The organism is Pseudarthrobacter sp. CCNWLW207, assembly GCF_037203945.1.
Lineage (GTDB): Bacteria > Actinomycetota > Actinomycetes > Actinomycetales > Micrococcaceae > Arthrobacter.
The window spans coordinates 149,844-170,031 of record NZ_JBBCBS010000001.1; the positions used below are offsets into that span (position 1 = coordinate 149,844).

Consider the following 20,188-nt stretch of genomic DNA (forward strand, 5'->3'; position numbering starts at 1 on the left):
GTACCCGAAGATGTCCAGAAGCGAAACGCAGCAGCCCTCCGCCGGAACAGTCATGACTGATCCTGTCCGGTATCCGTCCAACGCCTCGGCCCCCGTCCGAACCAAAAGGGCCTTTGTCCTGCTGCTGATGACCCTCCTGGTCCCGGGCAGTGCCCAAATTGTGGCAGGCGACCGTAAGCTCGGCCGTATAGCGCTGCGGGTCACCCTCTGTGTATGGGCATTGCTGGTTGCCACCGTGCTGCTGCTGGTCCTCAACAGGTCGCTGCTCATCAACATCATCACCAATCCATTCGCTTCGCTGCTGATCGTTGTAGTCCTGCTGGCCCTTGCCCTCGGGTGGGCGCTTCTCTTCATCAACACCCTACGGCTGATCCGCCCCGTGCTGCTGGCACCGGGGGCGCGTCCCGCCGTCGGAATTGCCTTGGTACTTGCCCTGGTCCTGAGCAGCGGATCCCTGGGTTACGCCGCCTACCTGCTGAACGTAGGCCGCAACGCCATCGGCAGTATCTTCTCGGCCGGCCCGGCCATCGATCCTGTGGAAGGCCGCTACAACTTCCTGATGATGGGCGGCGACGCGGGCGACGACCGCACTGGCCGGCGCCCGGACAGCCTGTCAGTGCTCAGCGTCGATGCCAAGACTGGCCAGACTGCCATCATCTCCGTACCGCGCAACCTTCAGAACGCCCAGTTCAGCGAGGGCTCCCCGATGCGCAAGATCTATCCCGACGGCTACGACTGCGGCGACGAATGCCTCATCAACGCCATCAACACCGAAGTCACCAACGAGCACTCAGACCTCTACCCCGGTGTGGAAGACCCCGGCGCCCAGGCCACCCTTGAAGCCGTGTCAGGCACGCTCGGCATCACCGTCCAGGCCTACGTATTGGTGGACATGGAAGGCTTCGCCAAGCTGATCGACGCCATGGGCGGTATCAGGATCAAGGCCGGCGGCTGGGTCCCTATGAGCGGGGACATGATCGACGAGGCAAACGGCATCCACGGCATGCCCCTCGGTTGGATCCCCGCGGGGGAACAGCATCTGAACGGCTACCACGCACTTTGGTACGGACGCTCCCGCGAATTCGTCGACGACTACGCCCGAATCCAGCGCCAGCAATGCGTTCAGCAGGCAATGCTGAAGCAACTGGATCCGGCTACGCTGCTGTCCAAGTTCGAGGACATCGCAAACGCCGGCACCAAGGTTGTGGACTCAAACATCTCATCGACCCAGCTGGGCAGTTTTGTGGACCTTGCCATGAAGGCCAAGGGCCAGGAAGTCAAGCGGCTCACCATCGGTCCGCCCGACTTCGACGCGTCTTTTTCCACCGTGCCCGACTTCGATGTCATCCACGACAAAGTTGACCAGTTGCTCGCTTCCGCATCCGGCCCGCAGGCTGCCGCACCTGTCGACGGCATGGTGCAATACTCCGCAGCCAGCGGCCGGCTGCAGGCGTCCGCCCCGCTGCGACCCACCGTCCTGGCAGGCGGCGCACCGGCGCAGCAGTCAACGCCGCCGTCGTCGGACTTCACCCCGGTGACCACAACCCCAGACGGTGAGCCGATCACCGAGGCGATGCTGAACCAGCTCAAGAGCGAGGGCAACGAGCAGGCGCTCCGTGAGCTCGTTGCCTCAAACGGCCTCTGCGCACCCTTGTAGGCGCCGACTCCCCGCAGACCGCATGCCCCCGTAGACCTGAAGACCAAGAAATGGATACCGGCTGTGTACGAAATTGAGAACGTCCTCCGCGATTACGCGTGGGGATCCACGACGGCGATTGCCGGACTCCTTGGCCGCACCGAATCCGGCCGTCCAGAAGCCGAACTCTGGATCGGAGCCCACCCGGATTCCCCTTCCGTCGCGCGCCGCCCGGATGGGTCAACGGTTCCCCTCGATCAGATGATTTCCGAGGATCCCGAGCATTTTCTTGGGGCTGAAGGGGTCGCCGGATTTGGGCCGAGACTTCCCTTCCTGGCCAAGGTCCTCGCGGCGGCGCAGCCCCTCTCGCTGCAGGTCCATCCGAGCATCGAACAGGCGCGGGAGGGTTTCGCGCGGGAGAATGCCGACGGCGTTGCACCCGATGCTGCACATCGGAACTACCGGGATGACAACCACAAGCCCGAGATGGTCTTCGCCCTTACGCCGTTCGAGGCGCTGTGCGGGTTCCGGCCGGCGGCACAAACGCGCAACATCCTGCTGCACCTGGCCGCCGCGTTCGACGCCGTCGAAGCAGACCAGCCACGGGTGCTGTCTGAGCTCGTGGAAGACCTCGGAGACTCCAACGAGAGTGCGGGCCTCCGGAAGGCCTTCGAGCGCCTGATCGCAGGCGGTACCGACGTTGCCGAGGCCACGGCGCTGGTCGCCGGTGTGCTCGTTTCCGGCGCTTCCCTCGAACCGTACAAGTCCGAGCTCTCGACGGTGGTCAGCCTCAACGAAAAATACCCGGGTGATCCTGGTGTGCTGATATCGCTGCTTCTGAACCGGATTTCGCTGGCGCCGGGTGAGGCGGTCTATCTCCCTGCCGGCAACGTGCACGCCTACCTCCATGGCATGGGCGTGGAAGTCATGGCTTCCTCGGACAACGTGCTCCGTGGCGGATTGACTCCGAAGTTCATTGATGTCCCCGAACTCCTGCGCACCATTGAGTTCAAGTCCGTCCAGGTCCCCATGCTCAACCCGGAAGTTTCCGAACTCGGCCAGGAGCTGTACCAGCCGCCGTTCCGCGAGTTCCAGCTGCAGCGGATCGAACTGGTGCCCGGGGCGTCGCCCGTTCCGCTCGCCCAGTCGGGAGCGGCCGTGGTGATTGTGGTCGAGGGATCGGTGTACCTCGACTCACCCAAGGGCGATCTGCAGCTCGCCCGCGGCGGGAGTGCATTCCTCGCTGCCGCCGATGCGCCGGTTAATGTCCACGTGGCTGCCGGGGCCGAGGAGGCGGCAGTAGCCTTCGCCGTCACCACGTCCATGAAGGCCTGATCCGTGGAGTATTTCCTCCAGACTCCCGCCTGGGCCGACGTCCTGTCCTCGCTCGGCCGTACGGTCCATCAGCGATCCGGCCCGGGTTGGAGCTTCCTGGCCGTTGAAGAGAAGAACCCTGCCGGCAAGGTGCTCTACGCCCCTTACGGCCCGGTTGCATCCTCCACTGACGGGTTCGACGCCGCCCTCGCCGCCTTGGTGGAGCTGGCCCGTTCCTGCGGCGCTGTCTTTGTCCGGATCGAACCGGTAACCGCCGGGCTGTCCCTTTCCACGGCAGCGGACGAACTCCGACGCAGGGGCCTCCAGCCCGCACCAAGCAACCCGCAGCCTGAACTCAGCTGGATCGTGGACCTGGACGGTGACTTCAAGGACGTCCTGGCCGCCATGAAGCCCGTGAACCGGAACCTCTACCGGAACATCCACAAGAAGGGCGTTACGTTCCGGACGTCACAGGACCCGAAGGACATCAGCATCCTGCTGGAGTTCCTTCATATGACGGCGCGGCGCAACGGATTCAAGCCGCAGAGCGACGACTACCTGACCCGGGTGGCTGCTTCGCTGATGCCGGCGGGCGCCGCCACCCTCTTCATCGCCGAGCTGCACGGGGAGCCCATAGCCGCAGCCCTGGCCTACGATTCCGCGGATACCCGTACGTACGCCCATGCAGCCCTGGACGACACCCACCGGAAGCTCAGCGCAGGAATCCCGCTCCTCGTGACCCTAATGGCCGATGCAAAGGACCGGGGCCTCAAGCACGTCGACCTCTGGGGCGTGGCGCCTGCTGACCAGCCCGGCCACAAATGGGCAGGGTTCAGCGCCTTCAAAAGGTCATTCGGTGGCCGTGAAATCGCCTATCCCGGCGCCTGGGACCTCCCGGTGAAGAAGCTGCGTTACAACGCCTACCAAGTGGCGCGGCACTTGCGGGACAAGCTCCGGACGCTCCGCTCCCCCCTGGCCCGAACCAAGACCTAAGCCCCTCTAGTTCGACGCGGACATACAGTTGAGGCCCCGGATCCAAGCGGATCCGGGGCCTCAATTGTATGCCCACTCACCCTGGGGCGCGGGCGACGAACCTAGTTCTTGCGGGCGTAGCCTTCCCACTTGCTGGCCTGGTGCTCGCCATCAACGAAGCGGATGGTGCCGGACTTGGAGCGCATCACGATGGACTGGGTGAGGACCTTGTCCTTGGAGTAGCGGACGCCCTTGAGGAGGTCGCCATCCGTGATGCCGGTGGCCGCGAAGTAGCAGTTGTCACTGGACACGAGGTCATTGGTGGAAAGCACGCGCTCCAGGTCGTGGCCGGCGTCGATTGCCTTCTGCTTCTCGTCGTCGCTGGTGGGCCACAGCCGGCCCTGGATGACGCCACCCAGGGACTTGATGGCACAAGCAGCAACGATGCCTTCGGGAGTGCCACCGATGCCCATCAGTGCGTCAACGCCGGTACCGGAGCGGGCCGCGGCGATGGCACCGGCGACGTCGCCGTCCATGATGAACTTGGTGCGCGCGCCGGCTTCCCGGATCTCCTCGACCAGGGGGCGGTGGCGGTCACGGTCAAGGATCATGACGTTGAGCTGGTTGACCTTCACGCCCTTTGCCTTGGCGATCAGGTGCAGGTTCTGCTTGACCGGCAGCCGCAGGTCAACCATGTCAGCGGCCTCCGGGCCGGTGACGAGCTTTTCCATGTAGAACACGGCGGAGGGGTCGAACATGGAACCACGCTCGGCTACGGCCAGCACTGCAAGGGCGTTGTTGATGCCCAGCGCGGTCAGGCGCGTGCCATCGATGGGGTCTACGGCGACGTCGCATTCAGGGCCGGTGCCGTCGCCAACGTGCTCTCCGTTGAAGAGCATCGGGGCTTCGTCCTTCTCGCCTTCGCCGATAACCACAACACCGTTGAAGTGGACCGTGTGAAGGAAGGAGCGCATGGCGTCAACGGCCGCGCCGTCGGCTTTGTTCTTGTCCCCGAAGCCAACCCAGTGGCCACCGGCAATAGCCGCGGCCTCGGTGACGCGGACAAGTTCCAGGGCGAGGTTGCGGTCCGGCTCGTCGATCCCCACAGCCAGGGACGGCGAAATGGTGGAGTACTGCTGGGTCATGGGCGAAGGTGACACGTGAACCTCTTCTTCGAGTGGCGATCATTGGACCCGCTCCGCCTGTTCCGGCGGATACGGTGATTCCTCTGCTACCGATCATAGTCGGGGCGCCGCCTCTCAGTCGTGGCATGACGCTGCCCCGCAATGTGCGCTGCCGGGATGGCAGTGCATCAGCAGCGCCTCGAGTGTGAGTTGGACGCCCGGATGGGCGACTATAGAGGGGTGAGTGATATGCAGGAAAAGACCAGCCCCGGCCAGGACGCCTCCGGTTCCGGGAGCGCCGGCAAAGCCCCGGAGGGTGACGGACAGCAGCCCGTCAAGCCCGTTATCCCGGCTGCCGCAGCCAAGCGTGCCAACGCCTCGGTGATCGGCATGGTCATTGCGCTGCTGGTCAGTATCGCCGCGTTCCTGCCGATCGTGCTGATGAACCCGTTTCCGAAAAGTGACGGCTTCCGGCCTGACATTAACGTCAGCGAGGTGGCCCGGAACGCCACAGATGTGGCAGGATTCACACCCGTCGCGCCGGAGACCGGCGACACATTCACGTCCAACTACGCCCGCTGGGAGTCCGGCAGTGGCAGCGGCGTCCCCACCTGGGAAGTAGGCTTCCTGACTCCCAACGACTCCTTCATCGGCTTGGTCCAGACCCGGCAGGCCAATCCCACCTGGCTCCTCCAGGAAACGGGAAACGCCCCCGTCACGGGAACCCGCAGCGCAGGCGGCCAGGAGTGGGAGCTTCGGGATACGGGCAAGGGCGAGCGGAGCATGGTCCTCACATACCGGGGCACCACCGTTGTCCTCACTGGACCCGCTAAGTTGGACGAGTTTGTGGTCCTGGCGGACGCCGTCGTGAAGTCCATGGAAAGTAACCCCGCCGTCACGGTTTCACCCTCTGCGGTTCCCACATCGTAAGGTAGGGCCGTGGCAACCTACCTGACTCCGGCCCTGGCCTGGCGACGACTCCGCGAAGGCAACGAACGCTTCGTCAACGGCGAATCCTCCCACCCCAACCAGGATGCATCCCGGCGGTCTTCGCTCGTGGAGAACCAGCATCCGTTCGCCGTGATCTTCGGCTGCTCCGACTCCCGCCTCGCGGCCGAAATTATCTTCGACGTCGGACTCGGTGACGTTTTTGTGGTGCGGACAGCCGGCCAGGTCATTGACGACGCCGTCCTTGGCTCACTCGAATACAGCATCGGTGTGCTGGGGGTGCCGCTGATCGTGGTGCTGGGACATGACAGCTGCGGTGCCGTCAGTGCCACAAAGTCCGCCGTCGAAACCGGCCAGATGCCGGTGGGCTTCATCCGGGACCTCGTCGAGCGCATCACGCCGTCCGTCCTGACGTCGCTGCGCAACAACAAACCGGAGGTCAACGACATGGTGGTGGAGCACGTCAAGCAGACCTCGCACCGCCTCGTGGACAGCTCCCGTGTGATTTCGGACGCAATCGAGACCGGCCGGGCAGCGGTTATCGGCCTTTCCTACAGCCTCGCTGATGGCCACGCGGACCTTGTTTCCGGAATCGGAGAGCTCTGATCGGACGCCCTGAGGCGGTTTCGCTGCACCCGTAGCATGCCGTTCACGGTTTTCGATGCGGCCTCTGCGCGTCCTAAGCTAGCCCCATGACTTCCACTGAAGAATTCCGTATTGAACACGACACGATGGGCGAAGTCCGCGTCCCCGTGAACGCGCTGTACCGTGCACAGACGCAGCGTGCAGTTGAAAACTTCCCCATCTCCGGCAAGACCCTGGAACGCGCCCACATCGAAGCCCTCGCCCGGGTCAAGAAGGCGGCCGCCCAGGCTAACGCAGAACTTGGGGTGCTCGACGGCGAGCTGGCCAAGGCGATTGCAGAGGCCGCCGATGAGGTAGCTGCCGGCAAGTACGACGGCGATTTCCCGATCGACGTTTTCCAGACCGGCTCCGGCACCTCCTCGAACATGAACACAAACGAGGTCATCGCCGAACTGGCCACCCGCGCCCTCAAGGCCGCTGGCAGCGATAAAGTCGTCCACCCGAACGACCACGTCAACGCCTCGCAGTCCTCCAATGACGTCTTCCCCACGTCCGTGCACGTTGCCGCCACCTCGGCCCTGATCAACGACCTCATTCCCGCCCTCGGCTACCTGGCAGAGTCGCTGGAGCGCAAGGCCGTGGAGTTCAAGGACGTCGTCAAGTCCGGCCGTACCCACCTGATGGACGCCACCCCGGTCACGCTGGGCCAGGAGTTCGGCGGCTACGCTGCCCAGGTCCGCTACGGCATCGAGCGCATCAACGCCTCGCTCCCCCGCGTGGCTGAAGTTCCGCTCGGCGGCACGGCTGTGGGCACCGGCATCAATACCCCGGCCGGGTTCCCGGAGCGGGTCATCGAACTGCTCGCGACCGATACCGGCCTGCCGCTGACCGAGGCCCGCGACCACTTCGAAGCCCAAGCCAACCGCGACGGCCTGATCGAAGCATCCAGCCAGCTGCGCAACATTGCGATCTCCTTCATGAAGATCAACAACGACCTCCGCTGGATGGGCTCCGGCCCCAACACCGGCCTGGGCGAAATCGCCATCCCTGACCTGCAGCCCGGGTCCTCGATCATGCCAGGCAAGGTCAACCCGGTCATCTGCGAGGCGTCCATCATGGTTGCCGCGCAGGTCATCGGCAACGACACCGCCATCGCGTGGTCCGGCACCAACGGCGCCTTCGAATTGAACGTCGGCATCCCCGTCATGGCTGCCAACCTGCTGGAGTCCGTCCGCCTGCTGGCCAACACCAGCCGCGTCATGGCCGACAAGATGATCGACGGGATCACGGCAAACGTTGAGCGCGCACGCTTCCTCGCAGAGGCATCACCGTCCATCGTCACGCCGCTTAACAAGTACATCGGCTACGAGAACGCAGCGAAGATCGCCAAGAAGGCCGTCGCCGAGGGCCTCACCATCCGCGAGACCGTCGTGGCCATGGGCTTCCTGGAGCGCGGCGAGGTCACCGAGGAGCAGCTGGATACCGCCCTGGACGTTATGTCCATGACGCGCCCGCCGCACAAGGCATAGCTCCCCCGGCTCCATAACGAACACGTCGGCCGCTCGACTGGCGGATTCAGGGGTCGTTGCAACACCGTTGGCGGTTAGTTTGCCAAGAGTGAATCACGCAAAACGCTCGGCTGGGGTATCCCAGCCGAGCGTTTTGCGTGGCCGTCCGTTGAGTTCCTGGGCGACGTGGTTGAGGTCCTCGGGCATGTCGGCGGCCAGGGTGAACAGCGGGTATCAAGGACGACGACGGCGAACTGGTCTCCCAGCGTCGCTGACCGCGGCTGCGCGCGGGTCAAGGCTCGAAGTGGGCGGCCTCCGTCGGAGAGAGGGCACGGCGGATGCTCGTAAGGTGGCCCGGCATCAGCTCTGGCAGGTCAGCCGGGCTGAACCAGCCGACGTCGAGCGACTCGTCATCGTTAACCCGTGCCGTCCCTGAAACGTAACGGCAGAGGAAGACCACATCCAGGAATTCGCAGACGTCGCCGTTCGGATACGTGAATGGGCCGACAGCGCCCACCGAGACAACCCGCTCGGCTTCCGCCACCACTGCGGTTTCCTCGAAGATTTCGCGCACGAGGCCCCTCGCGGGAGGTTCGCCTGGATCCAGCATGCCGCTGATGAGCGCCCAGTGACCGTTGTCGGCACGCCGGGTCAGGAGTATACGGCCGGAGTGGTCAAGGACAACGCCGCGGACACCGGGTACCCATAGGGAGTCGTGGCCGACCTTCTCGCGGAGCTTGAGGATGTAGTCAGGTGCAGGCATGCTGCCAGCCTAACGGCCAACGGCGGGCGGCAGGCGGAGGCTGCGGCGCTTGGGTGTAGTGGGACACCCGGAACCGGGGTCAGGCGGGATTGGGTCAGGCAGGCAAAAGCATGGCGGCGGCAGCGCCTGCCAGCATGAACGGGCCGAATGGGATGGAGGATTTCAATGTGCCCCGGCGGGCGGCCAGCAGGGCCAGGCTCCAGAGTCCGCCCAGCAGGAACGCCCCAAAAGTCCCGGCGAAAATGTGTGCCCATCCCAGATACCCCAGGTACATCCCCAGGACGCCCGCGAGCTTTACATCTCCGAATCCCATCCCGGGCGGATAGACCAGCCGCAACACAAAATAGAAGCACCAAAGAACTGCACCCCCGGCCAGGATCCGGAGGGCCGGCAGCCCGAACAAGGCCGCAGCGCCGTCGGGCCCTTCCGGCAGCGCCCAGGCACCGGAGACTACGGGGACCACCGCAGCCGCGGCCAGAAGGACGCCTGCCACGGCATAGGACGGAAAGACAATACGGTTAGGCAACAGATGGTGGCGCACGTCGATCACTGTCAGGCGTACCGCCATCACCACGAAATACGCGCACGCCGCCAGGACCAGCCAGAAGGCCAGCGGGGCTGCTTCCCAAAGTTCGTCCAGTCGTCGGATCACCCCTCGGATGCTACTGGATTTTCGCTTCCTGCCGGAGGGCCCACGCGTAAACTGTGGATATGTCGACATGGGACACCAGGCGCCGGCCAAATCCGGACCGCGGCGATTCTCCCGCTGACCTGACCACGGTGTTCCGGAACCTCTGCAGGTCTTCACCCTGGAAATGGCAGAGCCTGCGCTTTGAGTACTGGGACGAGCCCTTTGCCGAGGCCCCGGACCCTGCGGCGCCGTTCGTGCGAGCCTGGCTGCGCCGGCCCGGTGCCCTTCGCCTCGAGACCGCCGACGGACTGGTCCTCCACAGCACAACAGGGATCAACGACTCCAAGGACGGGTTCTACGTCAGTGCCACCCGGAAGTCCTGGCTCCTGCCGCCGCACCTCGTGGCGCCCGTTTACGACGACGGCGGCCTGGTGCGGCGCCGGCCGGAGGCCGCCTACGGTGAACCCGGCTTTGGCAACGGCCGCTTTTCCGCCGCCCTTGATCCCGTTGAGCTGGCAGGCAACGCCCCGGTACCCCTGGAATTTCCGGGCAGTAACGCCGTAGACGTCACTGACATACGCCGGGTCGACCACGACGGGCGAGCGGCCCTTGAGGCCATTGTCACCCCATCCGCCGCCTATCACGCCGCAGATCCTGCCGCACCGCTGTGCATGCCCGGCAGCAACCGGGTGCGGATAGACCTGGAAACAGGCGTCTGCGTGTCCAGCCAGTCATTGGAAGCCGCCACCCCTGACTACGGGCACTGGCTTCGGATCATCGCAGTTGACGAGTACATGCTCGATGATCTGTTCCTCGCGGAGTCCATGAACCTTACAGATGTCCGTCGACACATCACTTGGGATATCTCCGCCTGATCGGGGCGGGACACCGCGCCAGGCCACTGCTTGACACGCCCCACGGCGGGCCTTGGGCTAGGCTTCGCTGATGACCGCGCTTTCTTCCCTCTGGCCTCTTTTCGGCCTCACGCTGAGCACACCACGCCTGATGTTGCGTCCCATCACGGATGATGACATTCCAGCCGCGGTAGCGGCGGCCCGCAGCGGCGTGCACGAACCAGGCAGGAATCCGTTCAGCACCCCCTGGGCCGAGCTCCCTGCGGAGGAACTGGGGCCGAAAATGGCGCAGTTCTATTGGCGGTGCCGGAGCGAGGCCACCATAGAGTCCTGGACCTTGCTCCTGGGCATCTGGCACGAAGGCGAGTTCATCGGATGCCAGGACATCGGCGCCAAGGACTTCGCCGCCCTCAAGACCGTCAGCACCGGCTCCTGGCTCAAGCAGTCCGTCCACGGGCGCGGGCTCGGCAAGGAGATGCGCGCCGCCGTCGCACTCTACGCCTTCGACTGGCTCAACGCCGAGGTGGCAGAGTCCGAGGCCGCAGCCTGGAACGCAGCCTCCCTGGGCGTGTCCCGCGCGCTCGGCTACGAACTCAACGGCGTCGCACGGATGTCCTGGGGCAGCAAAATGGAGGAAGTCCAAAAAGTCCGTCTCACCCCGGCGACCTTCAAACGCCCCGATTGGACCCTGAAAGTAGAGGGCCACGAGCCCGCCGCAAAGTTCCTCGGCATCGGTTAGTGCCGGGCAGCGGCTGGATTCGTCCGCCCCCAGCACTTCTCCGTCGCTTAGACACGGTGCAAAAGGGCCTCTCCGGTCGCGGCGCGACCTCCAAGGCCCGATGCGCCGCGATGCGCTCCTACGAGAAGGACCGGGGGCCGATGTGAGCCAGTCGTCTTGCCGCCTCATGGGTGAACGAGGAAAAGGCCCGTGGAGGAGCTCTGTTACCAGGGCAGCGAGCGGTGAGCGTTCGGAGCGGGTGAGGGTGATGTGGCCGAACGGTAAATGGCCTTTCAGGGTTTCAATGACGCCGTTGATGTTGAAGTAGGCCACTTTGTGTAACTGAGATGAACACTCATTCTGAGTATTTGAAACACTCAACTTCCCTAGTTCCGGCCACTCAATTTGGCCTACAACACCACTCGCGCTTGAGGAGACCCTCTAGGCTTCGAGAATCGAGCGGACTCAGGGTAACCGAAGCAGCTACGAGAAGAGGCCTCTCGTCCTGTCCTTCCAACATAGAGTGGAGCGGAGAAATGAGAACTTTGAGAATTGCCCTTGTCGGGACATTGACGATTGCCCTGTTGTTGACCGGCGTATGCCCGGATTAGCAGTGTCGAATGGGACATCCAGTGGCAGCGCGATCGTCCCAGAACTGTCGAAACAAAGCTCGGGGCGATAGGTCCGACCATGACTCTGGCGGATCAGGCGCGAGTGCTTTTTCCGGCTGAACCGAAGATGCAGTTCGCCTTCATCAGTCAAGCCGTCGCCGTCGACCTACAGGCAGCAGGCGCTCGAACGGACATCCATCCCCGTGCGCTTCCAATTGCCCTCGCTCCCTTTGTTGCCGTCTTGGCACGCTTCAGGGCAAGCAAGCCGACGCTCAAAGCCGGGTATATGCCTTGGTGGGGGGATGCATCAGATCTGTTTTCCCCCCGTTTCTCAAGCCCATTGCACAACGGGCCCAAAATGAGCTTGTCGGGGCCGTTTTGTTGGGTGATCGTTCAACTGGGCCCGAAGAGGTAGATGTTGGAAAACTCGAAAGGCCCAGACAAAACAGTACGGAAATCGCAAATTGGACGGGCGGCGCTCTTGACCATCGTTGTGATGATCGCCAACTACAACTGGTGGACTGGCAGAAATCTGGTTCGAGAGATACTGGTGGTAGTACTGGCTTTTGCCCTTTCATTGGGTCTCGTGAGTCTTTTTGACTTTGCGAGGCATTGGCTTGGGTCCCGGCGCATACCATAACAAAATCACTCAAGGCTGACCGAAGAAGGGCCGTGGCCCGATGAACTGGACCACGGCCCCGCACTTACCGTTAGTGGCTAGATCTCTGCCCCTTCGAGGAGCTCTGTGACCAGGGCTGCGATCGGTGAGCGTTCGGAGCGGGTGAGGGTGATGTGGCCGAACAGTGGATGGCCTTTCAAGGTTTCGACGACGGCAGCGATGCCGTCGTGCCGGCCAACACGCAGGTTGTCGCGCTGGGCGATGTCGTGGGTGAGGACAATCTTGGAGTTCTGGCCGATGCGGCTCATCACTGTGAGGAGCACGTTCTTCTCCAGGGACTGGGCCTCGTCGACGATCACGAAGGCGTCATGCAGGGAGCGACCCCGGATGTGGGTCAGGGGCATGACTTCCAGCATTCCCCGGTCCATGACCTCTTCCACGACTTCCTGGCTGACCAAAGCGCCCAAGGTGTCAAAGACGGCCTGCGCCCACGGGTTCATCTTTTCCGACTCGGAGCCGGGCAAGTAACCGAGCTCCTGCCCGCCCACCGCGTAGAGAGGCCGGAACACAATGACTTTCCGGTGCTCTCGTCGTTCCAGGACCGCTTCCAGGCCTGCGCACAGGGCCAGCGCCGACTTGCCGGTTCCGGCCCGCCCACCGATGGATACAATCCCGACGGCGGGATCCATCAGCATGTCGATGGCCAGCCGCTGCTCCGCCGAGCGTCCGTGGAGCCCGAAGACGTCGCGGTCCCCCTTGACGAGCCGAACCTGTTTGTCGGAGCCCACGCGGCCCAGGGCCGAGCCCCTGTTCGACAGAAGCACCAGGCCGGTGTTGACCGGCATTTCAGCGGCCGCGGGGATGAAGACGGGTTCGTGGCCATACAGGGTGGAGATTTCCTCTTCGCTGGCCTCCACCTCCGCAACGCCGGTCCAGCCGGAGTCCTTCACCAATTCGTTGCGGTACTCGTCTGCGGTCAGCCCCATGGCGGAGGCTTTGACGCGCATGGGAAGGTCCTTTGAGACCACCGTGACGTTCCGGCCTTCGTTGGCGAGGTTCTTGGCTACGGCCAGGATCCTGCTGTCGTTGTCACCACTGCGGAAGCCCATGGGAAGCACCTCAGCGGAAATGTGGTTCATTTCCACCATGAGCGTCCCGCCGTCGTCGCCTATCGGAATGGGCCGGCTGAGGCCCCCGTGTTTGACGCGGAGGTCGTCGAGCAGCCGTAGGGCTTTGCGGGCAAAGTATCCGAGTTCGGGATCGTGCCGCTTGGCCTCCAGCTCGCTGATGACCACGATCGGAACAATGACCTCGTGCTCAGCGAAACGCAGCAGTGCGCGGGGGTCGGAGAGCAGGACGGACGTGTCAATGACGAAGCTGCTGATGGTGGCATCCCTTCCGGAGACAGCAAAACCGGCCGCAGGCTTTTCGTCTGCTGCACCGGTTGTTGAGGTTGCTCGCGTGGCGCGAGAGGTAGCTTTCTGTCCCTGATCAAAAACGACCTCGGGCAGTTGTTCAGAAATAGCCACATCGACTCCAGCCCCGGGCGTGCCCGGAATTGTTATTGGTGAGGCGGCTCGGCCTGGAGGCCGGACTCGGCCTCCCATACAACCGGTGCGAAACATCGCTCCATGTACTGGCCTCCCCGATCAGCCGGCGGTTTTGCCTGCTGATGGTTACAACGTAATTCCATCGCCAGTAATTTCCGGCTTCATCCGTCGGCGATTCCTGTTGCGGCCATGTGAATTCCGCGTGAACGGCGCCGCTGCCGCAACGGTCAGGTGCCGAAGCGCCGCTGCCTGCCTGCGTAGTCGCGAAGTGCGCGGAGGAAGTCCACTTTTCGGAAGGCCGGCCATAGCGCTTCACAGAAATAGAACTCGCTGTAGGCGCTCTGCCACATCAGGAACCCGGACAAACGCTGTTCCCCGGAGGTCCTGATCACGAGGTCGGGGTCGGGCTGGCCGCGGGTGTACAGAAAACGCGAAATGTCATCAACGCTCAGGCTGTCGGCCAGCTTCGAGATGTCCGCGCCGTTCGCAACTGCATCATGGAGCAACTCACGGACGGCATCCACAATCTCCCTGCGTCCGCCATAACCCACTGCCACGTTAACGTGGATCTTTTCACGTACGGGCGTCCGTGCTGTTAGTTTGTTTAGCCGTTCAGCGAGGTAATCAGGTAGCAGTTCCGGCGCGCCCATCGCATGGACCGAGATGTTCGCGTCCTCATCCAGGCGGTCCAAGGTGTTGGCGATAATCCCCATCAGCAGGTCCAATTCTTCGCTGGACCGGCTCATATTGTCGGTGGAAAGCATGTAAAGGGTGACTACTTTGACACCGAGTTCCTGGCACCAGCCGAGGAACTCGTGAATCTTATCCGCTCCTGCCTGGTGGCCCTGGCTGGTGGGCGCATTGAACTGTTTCGCCCAACGCCGGTTGCCATCCACCATCACACCGATATGCCTCGGGATACGGTCCCCGGCGAGGTCCCTAAGTAGCCTGCGCTCATAGAAGCCATAGAGGAACCCGGGCAATTCCACGCGGAGACTCACCTGACTTCCCTTGCTGTACGACGCCTTGCACATCCTAGGCTACCGTCCGCAGGCGGGAGGATGGAGCCGGGACTCCATGCAGAGGACATGCCACATGTTACCGATGGGTAACTTACTGGAGCGTAGGTTATTCTGGAGCAATGAACAGCGAGACTTCAAACGGCCAGCCAGGCAAGGGGACGGAGGGAAATTCGGGTCCCGTCGATGATGCCGCCGTCCGGCTGGCGGAACTGCTCATGATCAAACCCAAGTGGCGCGGCTGGATCCACACCGTCACGGCGCCGCTGGCCCTCATTGCAGGGGTTGTCCTTGTACTGCTCGCCCCTGCGGCGGACCTGAGAATCGCCTCCGCCATCTACGCGGCTACCGGAGTTCTGCTCTTCGGCATCAGCGCCGTCTACCACCGCGGCAACTGGTCTCCCGGAGTAAGGATTGTCCTGAAGCGGCTGGACCACACCAACATCATGCTGGTCATCGCGGGCAGCTACACGCCGCTGGCATGGTCCCTCCTGGAACGCCCGAAGGCCGTGCTGCTGCTTTGGGTCATCTGGACCGGGGCCATCCTGGGTGTACTTTTCCGGCTGCTATGGACGCATGCCCCGCGCTGGTTATACGTGCCGATCTACATCGCCCTGGGCTGCGGTGCGCTGTTCTACCTGCCCGAGTTCTTCGCCGCCAGTGTCCCGGCCGCCGTCCTGATCTGCGTCGGCGGCATCCTGTACATTACCGGTGCCGTCTTCTACGCCCTCAAGAAGCCCAACTTCAGCTATGAGCACTTCGGCTTCCACGAACTGTTCCACGCCCTCACCGTGCTGGCCTTTGCCTCCCACTTTGCGGCGATCGCTATCGCCGTCCTCGGCTGACGGCCCGCCCTAATCCCGAGGCTGGGAACGGTCAGGAGCGGCGCCCGTCCCGTTTCCTTCACTTTCGGCATCATAATCCGGCGTACCCGTACCGTCATGGGCATCGGCAGCGTCGACGTCCGCTGCTGCTGCAGCCGCCATGCGTTCCTCCTCCACCTGCGCCCGGTAGCGGACCCGGCGGATACGGCGCACCATGTCCACGATGAGCAAGGTGGTTGCCAGCACAAAGAAGGCAGTCATGATGAAGCCCCACAGGCCCGGGGTGATTTGGTCCTCCGACACGCCCTCACGCAAAGAAGGTGTGGGCAGCGGGGACGGTGTGGTGGCCAGGGCCAGGAGCAAGTGGTGCACGGTATAAACCTTCTATGGAAACTGACAGGCGTCCGGCCGTGGACTGAGGATCCAGCCACGGCGGGGCGCTCTTCTACGCGGCATAGAAATTGCCTGCTGCCTCTATCTTAGCCCCGCGAAAAGATCCTTCTCCGGCAGCTTCGCGGGGATCCGGGACTGGATCAGCGAGTAGTCTTCCCACGGCCAGGCGCGTCGCTGCATCTCAGGGGCGACGGCGAAGAAGAAGCCCAGCGGGTCCACCTGCGTCCTGTGGGCCCGGAGGGCGTCGTCGCGGGCTTCGAAGTAGTCACCGCAGTCAATCTGCGTGGTGGTGGGATGTCCTGCAGGCGGCGGAGTGTGGCCTTCTGCGTCCGTTTCCAGCCAGGCGGCGAGCCGTTCGGCATAGGGAGACTGCAGGCCAGCTTCCTCCAAGGCAAAATGCAGCGCCCGGAACCGCTCAGGGCTGAACGCCCGGTCGTAGTAAAGCTTGCTGGGCACCCAGGCCTCGCCGGTGTCCGGGTAGCGGTCAGGATCACCGGCAGCTTCGAAGGCTTCCACAGCCACCTTGTGCGCCATGATGTGGTCCGGGTGGGGATAACCGCCGTTTTCGTCGTAGCTGATGATTACCTGGGGCTTGAATTCCCGGACCAGCCGCACCAGTGGCGCAGCAGCGCGCTCCAACGGTTGCGTGGCAAACGAGCCAGGCGGGAGGGGCGGAAGCGGATCACCCTCGGGGAGGCCGGAGTCCACGAAACCCAGCCAACGTTGACGGATGCCCAGTACCTTGGCCGCGCGCTCCATCTCAAGGCGCCGCGCCCCCGCCATGTCCCTTTTCGGGTGGGGTTCGCCTTCCACTGCCGGGTTCTGGATATCTCCCCTTGACCCGTCCGTGCACGTGGCCACCATGACGTCCACGCCTGAGGCCGCGTACATGGCCATGGTTGCAGCGCCCTTGCTGGACTCGTCATCCGGGTGGGCATGGACGGCGAGCAGGCGGAGCGTGGCCGGGGTGGAGCTGGACGCTGTCATGGGTGGACGGCTCCTTCATCTTCTGTAGCCGTTGTGCTGGCCGCTTGAACTGGGGTGAGGCTGGCTGGTTCCGGAAATCCGGGGCCCGGATCCGCACTAAACTGGACTGGTGACTTCCCAGGATCAGCCCGCCGTTTCCGCGCCAGCAGACACTAGCCTAGCCAATCGTTATGGCCGTCAAAAGCGCGGGCTCTCCCCCATGGCGAAGCGAATCATCGGCGCGGGGGCGCTGGCGGGCGGAATCGGCTTCATGGCCTGGGTTTCCACGTCCTCAGCCGTCTCCAGCGTGACGTTCAAGGACATCGGTTACAGCACCACCGACGCCACCCAGGCAGAAGTGGATTTCCAGGTCACCCGGGAGCCTGGGACAGCCGTGAAATGTGCCGTCAAAGCATTGGATTCAAAGTTTGCCGTGGTGGGTTGGAAAGTGGTGGACATCCCGCCCGGTGAGGCTGACCAGACAGCCGACGGCGGGCGGACCATTTCCCAGCGCATCGTGGTGAAGACCGAGTCACTGTCCGTGTCCGGAGTAGTGGACAGCTGCTGGATTCCGGACGGCGGCAATTAGCAGAATGTGATCTACGCCGCTTGCTTATTGGGTTATGTCCAGAGGATTGACTACAATGGAGCAATACCTTTACCCCGCTGAGCTGGTTACTGAGTTCCACAAGTGGCCACCGTGGCGGGGTCTTTTGCATGTATGACCGAAGAGGAGAAGTCCGTGTCGACCACCAACAGCGCGCCTGCAGCCTGGCTCACACAGGAAGCTTATGACCGCCTGAAGGCAGAGCTGGACCACCTTTCCGGCGCTGGCCGGGCAGAAATTGTCCAGAAGATTGAAGCTGCCCGCCAGGAGGGTGACCTGAAGGAAAACGGCGGCTACCATGCAGCCAAGGAAGAACAGGGCAAGATCGAAGCCCGCATCCGCCAGCTCACGGCGCTGCTGCGTGATGCCCATGTGGGGGAAGCTCCCGCCGACGACGGAATCGTCGAACCCGGCATGATCGTTGTTGCCAAGATCGCCGGTGACGAAGAGACCTTCCTGCTCGGCTCCCGCGAAATCGCCGGCGACTCCGATATTGATGTCTTCAGCGAAAAGTCACCGCTGGGTGCAGCAATTGTTGGCCACAAAGAGGGCGACACCCTGAGCTACACGGCGCCTAACGGCAAGGACATCACGGTGGAGATCCTCTCTGCCAAGCCTTACGCCGCGTAATAGTTTTTGAAGGAAAGAGCCGGCCACCAGCAGGTGGCCGGCTCTTTTGTGCCTGTGATCGGTGCCTAGGTCCCTTGCCGGGGCCGCATCAGCAGGGCAGCGGCGACTCCACCCACCGCACCGCCCAGGTGCGCCTGCCAGGAAATGTATCCCGCCACAAAGGGCAGCACGCCGAGCAGGAGGCTGCCGTAGGCCATGAACAGTACGACGGCCAGCAGGATTTGGCGCCAACTGTGATTGAAGAAGCCCCGCACCAGCAGGAACGCGAAGAGTCCAAAGACCAGTCCGGACGCGCCCACGGTCACGCCGCCGTTACCGATGAGCCACACTGTCAGCCCGGAACCCAGCCAACTGAACGCCAGCGCCGTCAGGAACACCCGGAGCCCGGACAGGAACACCAGAAATCCGAAAATGATCAGAGGCAGGGCGTTCGAGAGCAGGTGGTTCAGGCTCGCATGGAGCAGTGGGAAAGTGAAGATGTCCAGGAGCCCGTCCAAGCTCCGTGGCCGCAGGCCAAAGGTCCTGTTCAATGAATGGAGGGTGAGCATGTTGACGATCTCGATAACAAAGAGGACGACGGCGAACCCGCCCACCACCAGCAACCCGCCTTTAGCGCGGGAGGCGGTTGTTTCCCGGCTCCGCGGCTGCCCGTCCCCCAGCGCGTCCAGCATGGCTGCCTAGTGCACCACTATGGGCTGGAAGCCCTCAGCACGGAGGGCCCCAAGCACTTGCTCGCAGTGCTCATGTCCCTTGGTTTCAAGATTCACGGTGATGGACACGTCTCCCATGCTAATGGAACCGCCCACCCTTGTGTGGTCCAGCCCAGTCACGTTGGCATCGTTCTCGGCAATGATCCGGGCAATAGTGGCAAGGGAGCCCGGCCGGTCATCCAGCATCATGCGCACGGTCATGTAGCGCCCGGCGGCGGACAGGCCACGCTGGATGACTTTGAGCATCAGCATGGGATCGATGTTGCCGCCGGACAGGATCACCGCTGTGGTGCCGGGATTCTCAATCTTTCCGTCCATGAGTGCGGCAACGCCCACGGCACCGGCGGGCTCCACTACCAGCTTGGCCCGTTCCAGCAGGAAGATCAGCGCACGGGCCAAGGAATCCTCGCTGACGGTAACAACATCGTCCACGAGCTCACGGATGATGCTGAATGGCAGCTGGCCAGGGCGGCCCACGGCGATGCCGTCGGCCATGGTTGATACCTTCTTCAAGGGAACCAGTGCATCTGCGGCGAGTGAAGGCGGGTAGGCGGCCGCGTTCTCCGCCTGGACGCCGATGATGCGGATTTCCCGTCCCAACTCACGTGCACGGGCCTTGACGGCCACCGCAACCCCTGCCAGGAGGCCGCCGCCGCCAACACCCATCAGGATGGTGTCGACATTGGGGATCTGCTCGAGTATCTCGAGGCCGATGGTGCCTTGGCCGGCCACCACGTCCACGTTGTCAAAGGGGTGGACAAAAACGGTTCCGGACTCGTTGGCGTAGCGCTGCGCTTCAGCCAGCGCCTCGTCAACGTTGTGTCCGTGGAGGACCACCTCCGCTCCATGGCTGCGGGTGGCTGCCAGTTTGGGAAGGGCCACGCCCAGGGGCATGTAGATGCGTGCCTTGATGCCGAGGCTCTTCGCGGCAACAGCCACACCCTGCGCGTGGTTTCCGGCGGACGCGGCAACAACGCCGCGCTTCTTTTCCTCTGGCGATAGCCGGGCCATCCGGACATAGGCGCCCCGGACCTTGAATGATCCTGCCCGCTGCAGGTTCTCGCACTTGAAGAAGACGTCCCCGCCCACCATGCTGCCGAGGGCCCGCGACGACTCCACTGGTGTCCGGGCAATAATCCCCTCAAGCAGCTTCTGCGCCTCCAGGACATCGTCCAGCGACACGGGAAGGGTTTCGAGGATGTTCAC

Annotated in this window: 20 protein-coding genes; 11 read left to right on the top strand and 9 right to left on the bottom strand. The window is 63.4% G+C overall.

The features are described from left to right. Positions 1–10: 10 nt before the first annotated feature. The 3 genes from V9L17_RS00530 to V9L17_RS00540 all read left to right on the top strand — a co-directional run bounded on the left by V9L17_RS00530 (position 11) and on the right by V9L17_RS00540 (position 3,943). Entirely contained in the window at positions 11–1,657 is a 1,647-nt protein-coding gene (locus tag V9L17_RS00530) for an LCP family protein (protein ID WP_337350044.1), read from the top strand. A 63-nt stretch (positions 1,658–1,720) separates the two neighbouring features. After that, positions 1,721–2,971: a mannose-6-phosphate isomerase, class I gene (gene manA / locus V9L17_RS00535; RefSeq protein ID WP_337350045.1), complete on the top strand. Its 1,251-nt coding sequence runs from the start codon at positions 1,721–1,723 to the stop codon at positions 2,969–2,971. A gap of 3 nt (positions 2,972–2,974) precedes the next feature. Next, on the top strand, positions 2,975–3,943 hold the full coding sequence (locus tag V9L17_RS00540) for a lipid II:glycine glycyltransferase FemX (protein WP_337350046.1): 969 nt from the start codon (positions 2,975–2,977) through the stop codon (positions 3,941–3,943). Positions 3,944–4,044: 101 nt separating this feature from the next. Here V9L17_RS00540 and glpX read toward each other — a convergent pair whose 3' ends face one another. Next, positions 4,045–5,067, bottom strand: coding sequence for a class II fructose-bisphosphatase (gene glpX / locus V9L17_RS00545; protein WP_337346747.1), 1,023 nt, complete (start codon positions 5,065–5,067; stop codon positions 4,045–4,047). A gap of 228 nt (positions 5,068–5,295) precedes the next feature. Between glpX and V9L17_RS00550 the strand changes: the two genes are divergently transcribed. From V9L17_RS00550 to V9L17_RS00560, 3 genes are all read left to right on the top strand, one after another. Continuing rightward, entirely contained in the window at positions 5,296–5,976 is a 681-nt protein-coding gene (locus tag V9L17_RS00550) for a DUF4245 domain-containing protein (RefSeq protein ID WP_337350415.1), read from the top strand. 9 nt (positions 5,977–5,985) lie between these two features. Next, positions 5,986–6,600, top strand: a complete 615-nt coding sequence (locus tag V9L17_RS00555; protein WP_337346633.1) for a carbonic anhydrase — start codon at positions 5,986–5,988, stop codon at positions 6,598–6,600. Between the two features lie 86 nt (positions 6,601–6,686). Beyond that, positions 6,687–8,108: a class II fumarate hydratase gene (locus V9L17_RS00560; protein WP_337346634.1), complete on the top strand. Its 1,422-nt coding sequence runs from the start codon at positions 6,687–6,689 to the stop codon at positions 8,106–8,108. A gap of 271 nt (positions 8,109–8,379) precedes the next feature. Here the strand turns inward: V9L17_RS00560 and V9L17_RS00565 are convergent, their stop codons facing one another. Next, entirely contained in the window at positions 8,380–8,850 is a 471-nt protein-coding gene (locus tag V9L17_RS00565; RefSeq protein WP_337346635.1) for an NUDIX hydrolase, read from the bottom strand. 94 nt (positions 8,851–8,944) lie between these two features. Beyond that, positions 8,945–9,502 (bottom strand): prepilin peptidase, encoded by a 558-nt coding sequence (locus V9L17_RS00570; RefSeq protein WP_337350047.1) that lies wholly within the window; start codon positions 9,500–9,502, stop codon positions 8,945–8,947. A 59-nt stretch (positions 9,503–9,561) separates the two neighbouring features. Here V9L17_RS00570 and V9L17_RS00575 point away from each other — a divergent pair, with 59 nt between their 5' ends. Together V9L17_RS00575 and V9L17_RS00580 are read left to right on the top strand one after the other, a co-directional pair. Next, the gene (locus V9L17_RS00575; RefSeq protein ID WP_337350048.1) at positions 9,562–10,356 is read left to right on the top strand and encodes a hypothetical protein; all 795 of its coding nucleotides are present in this window, start codon (positions 9,562–9,564) and stop codon (positions 10,354–10,356) included. Positions 10,357–10,426: 70 nt separating this feature from the next. Beyond that, positions 10,427–11,074, top strand: a complete 648-nt coding sequence (locus V9L17_RS00580) for a GNAT family N-acetyltransferase (RefSeq protein WP_337350049.1) — start codon at positions 10,427–10,429, stop codon at positions 11,072–11,074. A 1,307-nt stretch (positions 11,075–12,381) separates the two neighbouring features. Here V9L17_RS00580 and V9L17_RS00585 read toward each other — a convergent pair. Then, a complete protein-coding gene (locus tag V9L17_RS00585; RefSeq protein WP_337350050.1) occupies positions 12,382–13,812 on the bottom strand; it encodes a PhoH family protein in 1,431 nt (476 codons plus the stop codon). A 248-nt stretch (positions 13,813–14,060) separates the two neighbouring features. Continuing rightward, complete coding sequence (locus V9L17_RS00590) at positions 14,061–14,822, bottom strand: isoprenyl transferase (protein WP_337346749.1); 762 nt, start codon at positions 14,820–14,822, stop codon at positions 14,061–14,063. 152 nt (positions 14,823–14,974) lie between these two features. On the opposite strand from V9L17_RS00590, the gene trhA reads away from it, so the two are divergent. Beyond that, positions 14,975–15,697 carry a PAQR family membrane homeostasis protein TrhA gene (gene trhA, locus V9L17_RS00595; RefSeq protein ID WP_443197994.1) on the top strand — a complete coding sequence of 241 codons (723 nt, stop codon included), beginning with the start codon at positions 14,975–14,977 and terminating at the stop codon, positions 15,695–15,697. Positions 15,698–15,706: 9 nt separating this feature from the next. Here trhA and V9L17_RS00600 read toward each other — a convergent pair whose 3' ends face one another. Together V9L17_RS00600 and mca are read right to left on the bottom strand one after the other, a co-directional pair. Then, the gene (locus V9L17_RS00600; protein WP_337346640.1) at positions 15,707–16,048 is read right to left on the bottom strand and encodes a hypothetical protein; all 342 of its coding nucleotides are present in this window, start codon (positions 16,046–16,048) and stop codon (positions 15,707–15,709) included. A 102-nt stretch (positions 16,049–16,150) separates the two neighbouring features. Beyond that, a complete protein-coding gene (gene mca / locus V9L17_RS00605) occupies positions 16,151–17,056 on the bottom strand; it encodes a mycothiol conjugate amidase Mca (protein ID WP_337346641.1) in 906 nt (301 codons plus the stop codon). A 109-nt stretch (positions 17,057–17,165) separates the two neighbouring features. Between mca and V9L17_RS00610 the strand changes: the two genes are divergently transcribed. Both V9L17_RS00610 and greA read left to right on the top strand, forming a co-directional pair. Then, a complete protein-coding gene (locus V9L17_RS00610; RefSeq protein WP_337346642.1) occupies positions 17,166–17,624 on the top strand; it encodes a DUF4307 domain-containing protein in 459 nt (152 codons plus the stop codon). A gap of 153 nt (positions 17,625–17,777) precedes the next feature. Next, on the top strand, positions 17,778–18,272 hold the full coding sequence (greA, locus tag V9L17_RS00615) for a transcription elongation factor GreA (protein WP_337346643.1): 495 nt from the start codon (positions 17,778–17,780) through the stop codon (positions 18,270–18,272). A 65-nt stretch (positions 18,273–18,337) separates the two neighbouring features. Here the strand turns inward: greA and V9L17_RS00620 are convergent, their stop codons facing one another. Further along, on the bottom strand, positions 18,338–18,943 hold the full coding sequence (locus V9L17_RS00620; RefSeq protein ID WP_337346644.1) for a rhomboid family intramembrane serine protease: 606 nt from the start codon (positions 18,941–18,943) through the stop codon (positions 18,338–18,340). A gap of 6 nt (positions 18,944–18,949) precedes the next feature. Further along, positions 18,950–20,188 (bottom strand): threonine ammonia-lyase, encoded by a 1,239-nt coding sequence (ilvA, locus tag V9L17_RS00625; RefSeq protein WP_337346645.1) that lies wholly within the window; start codon positions 20,186–20,188, stop codon positions 18,950–18,952.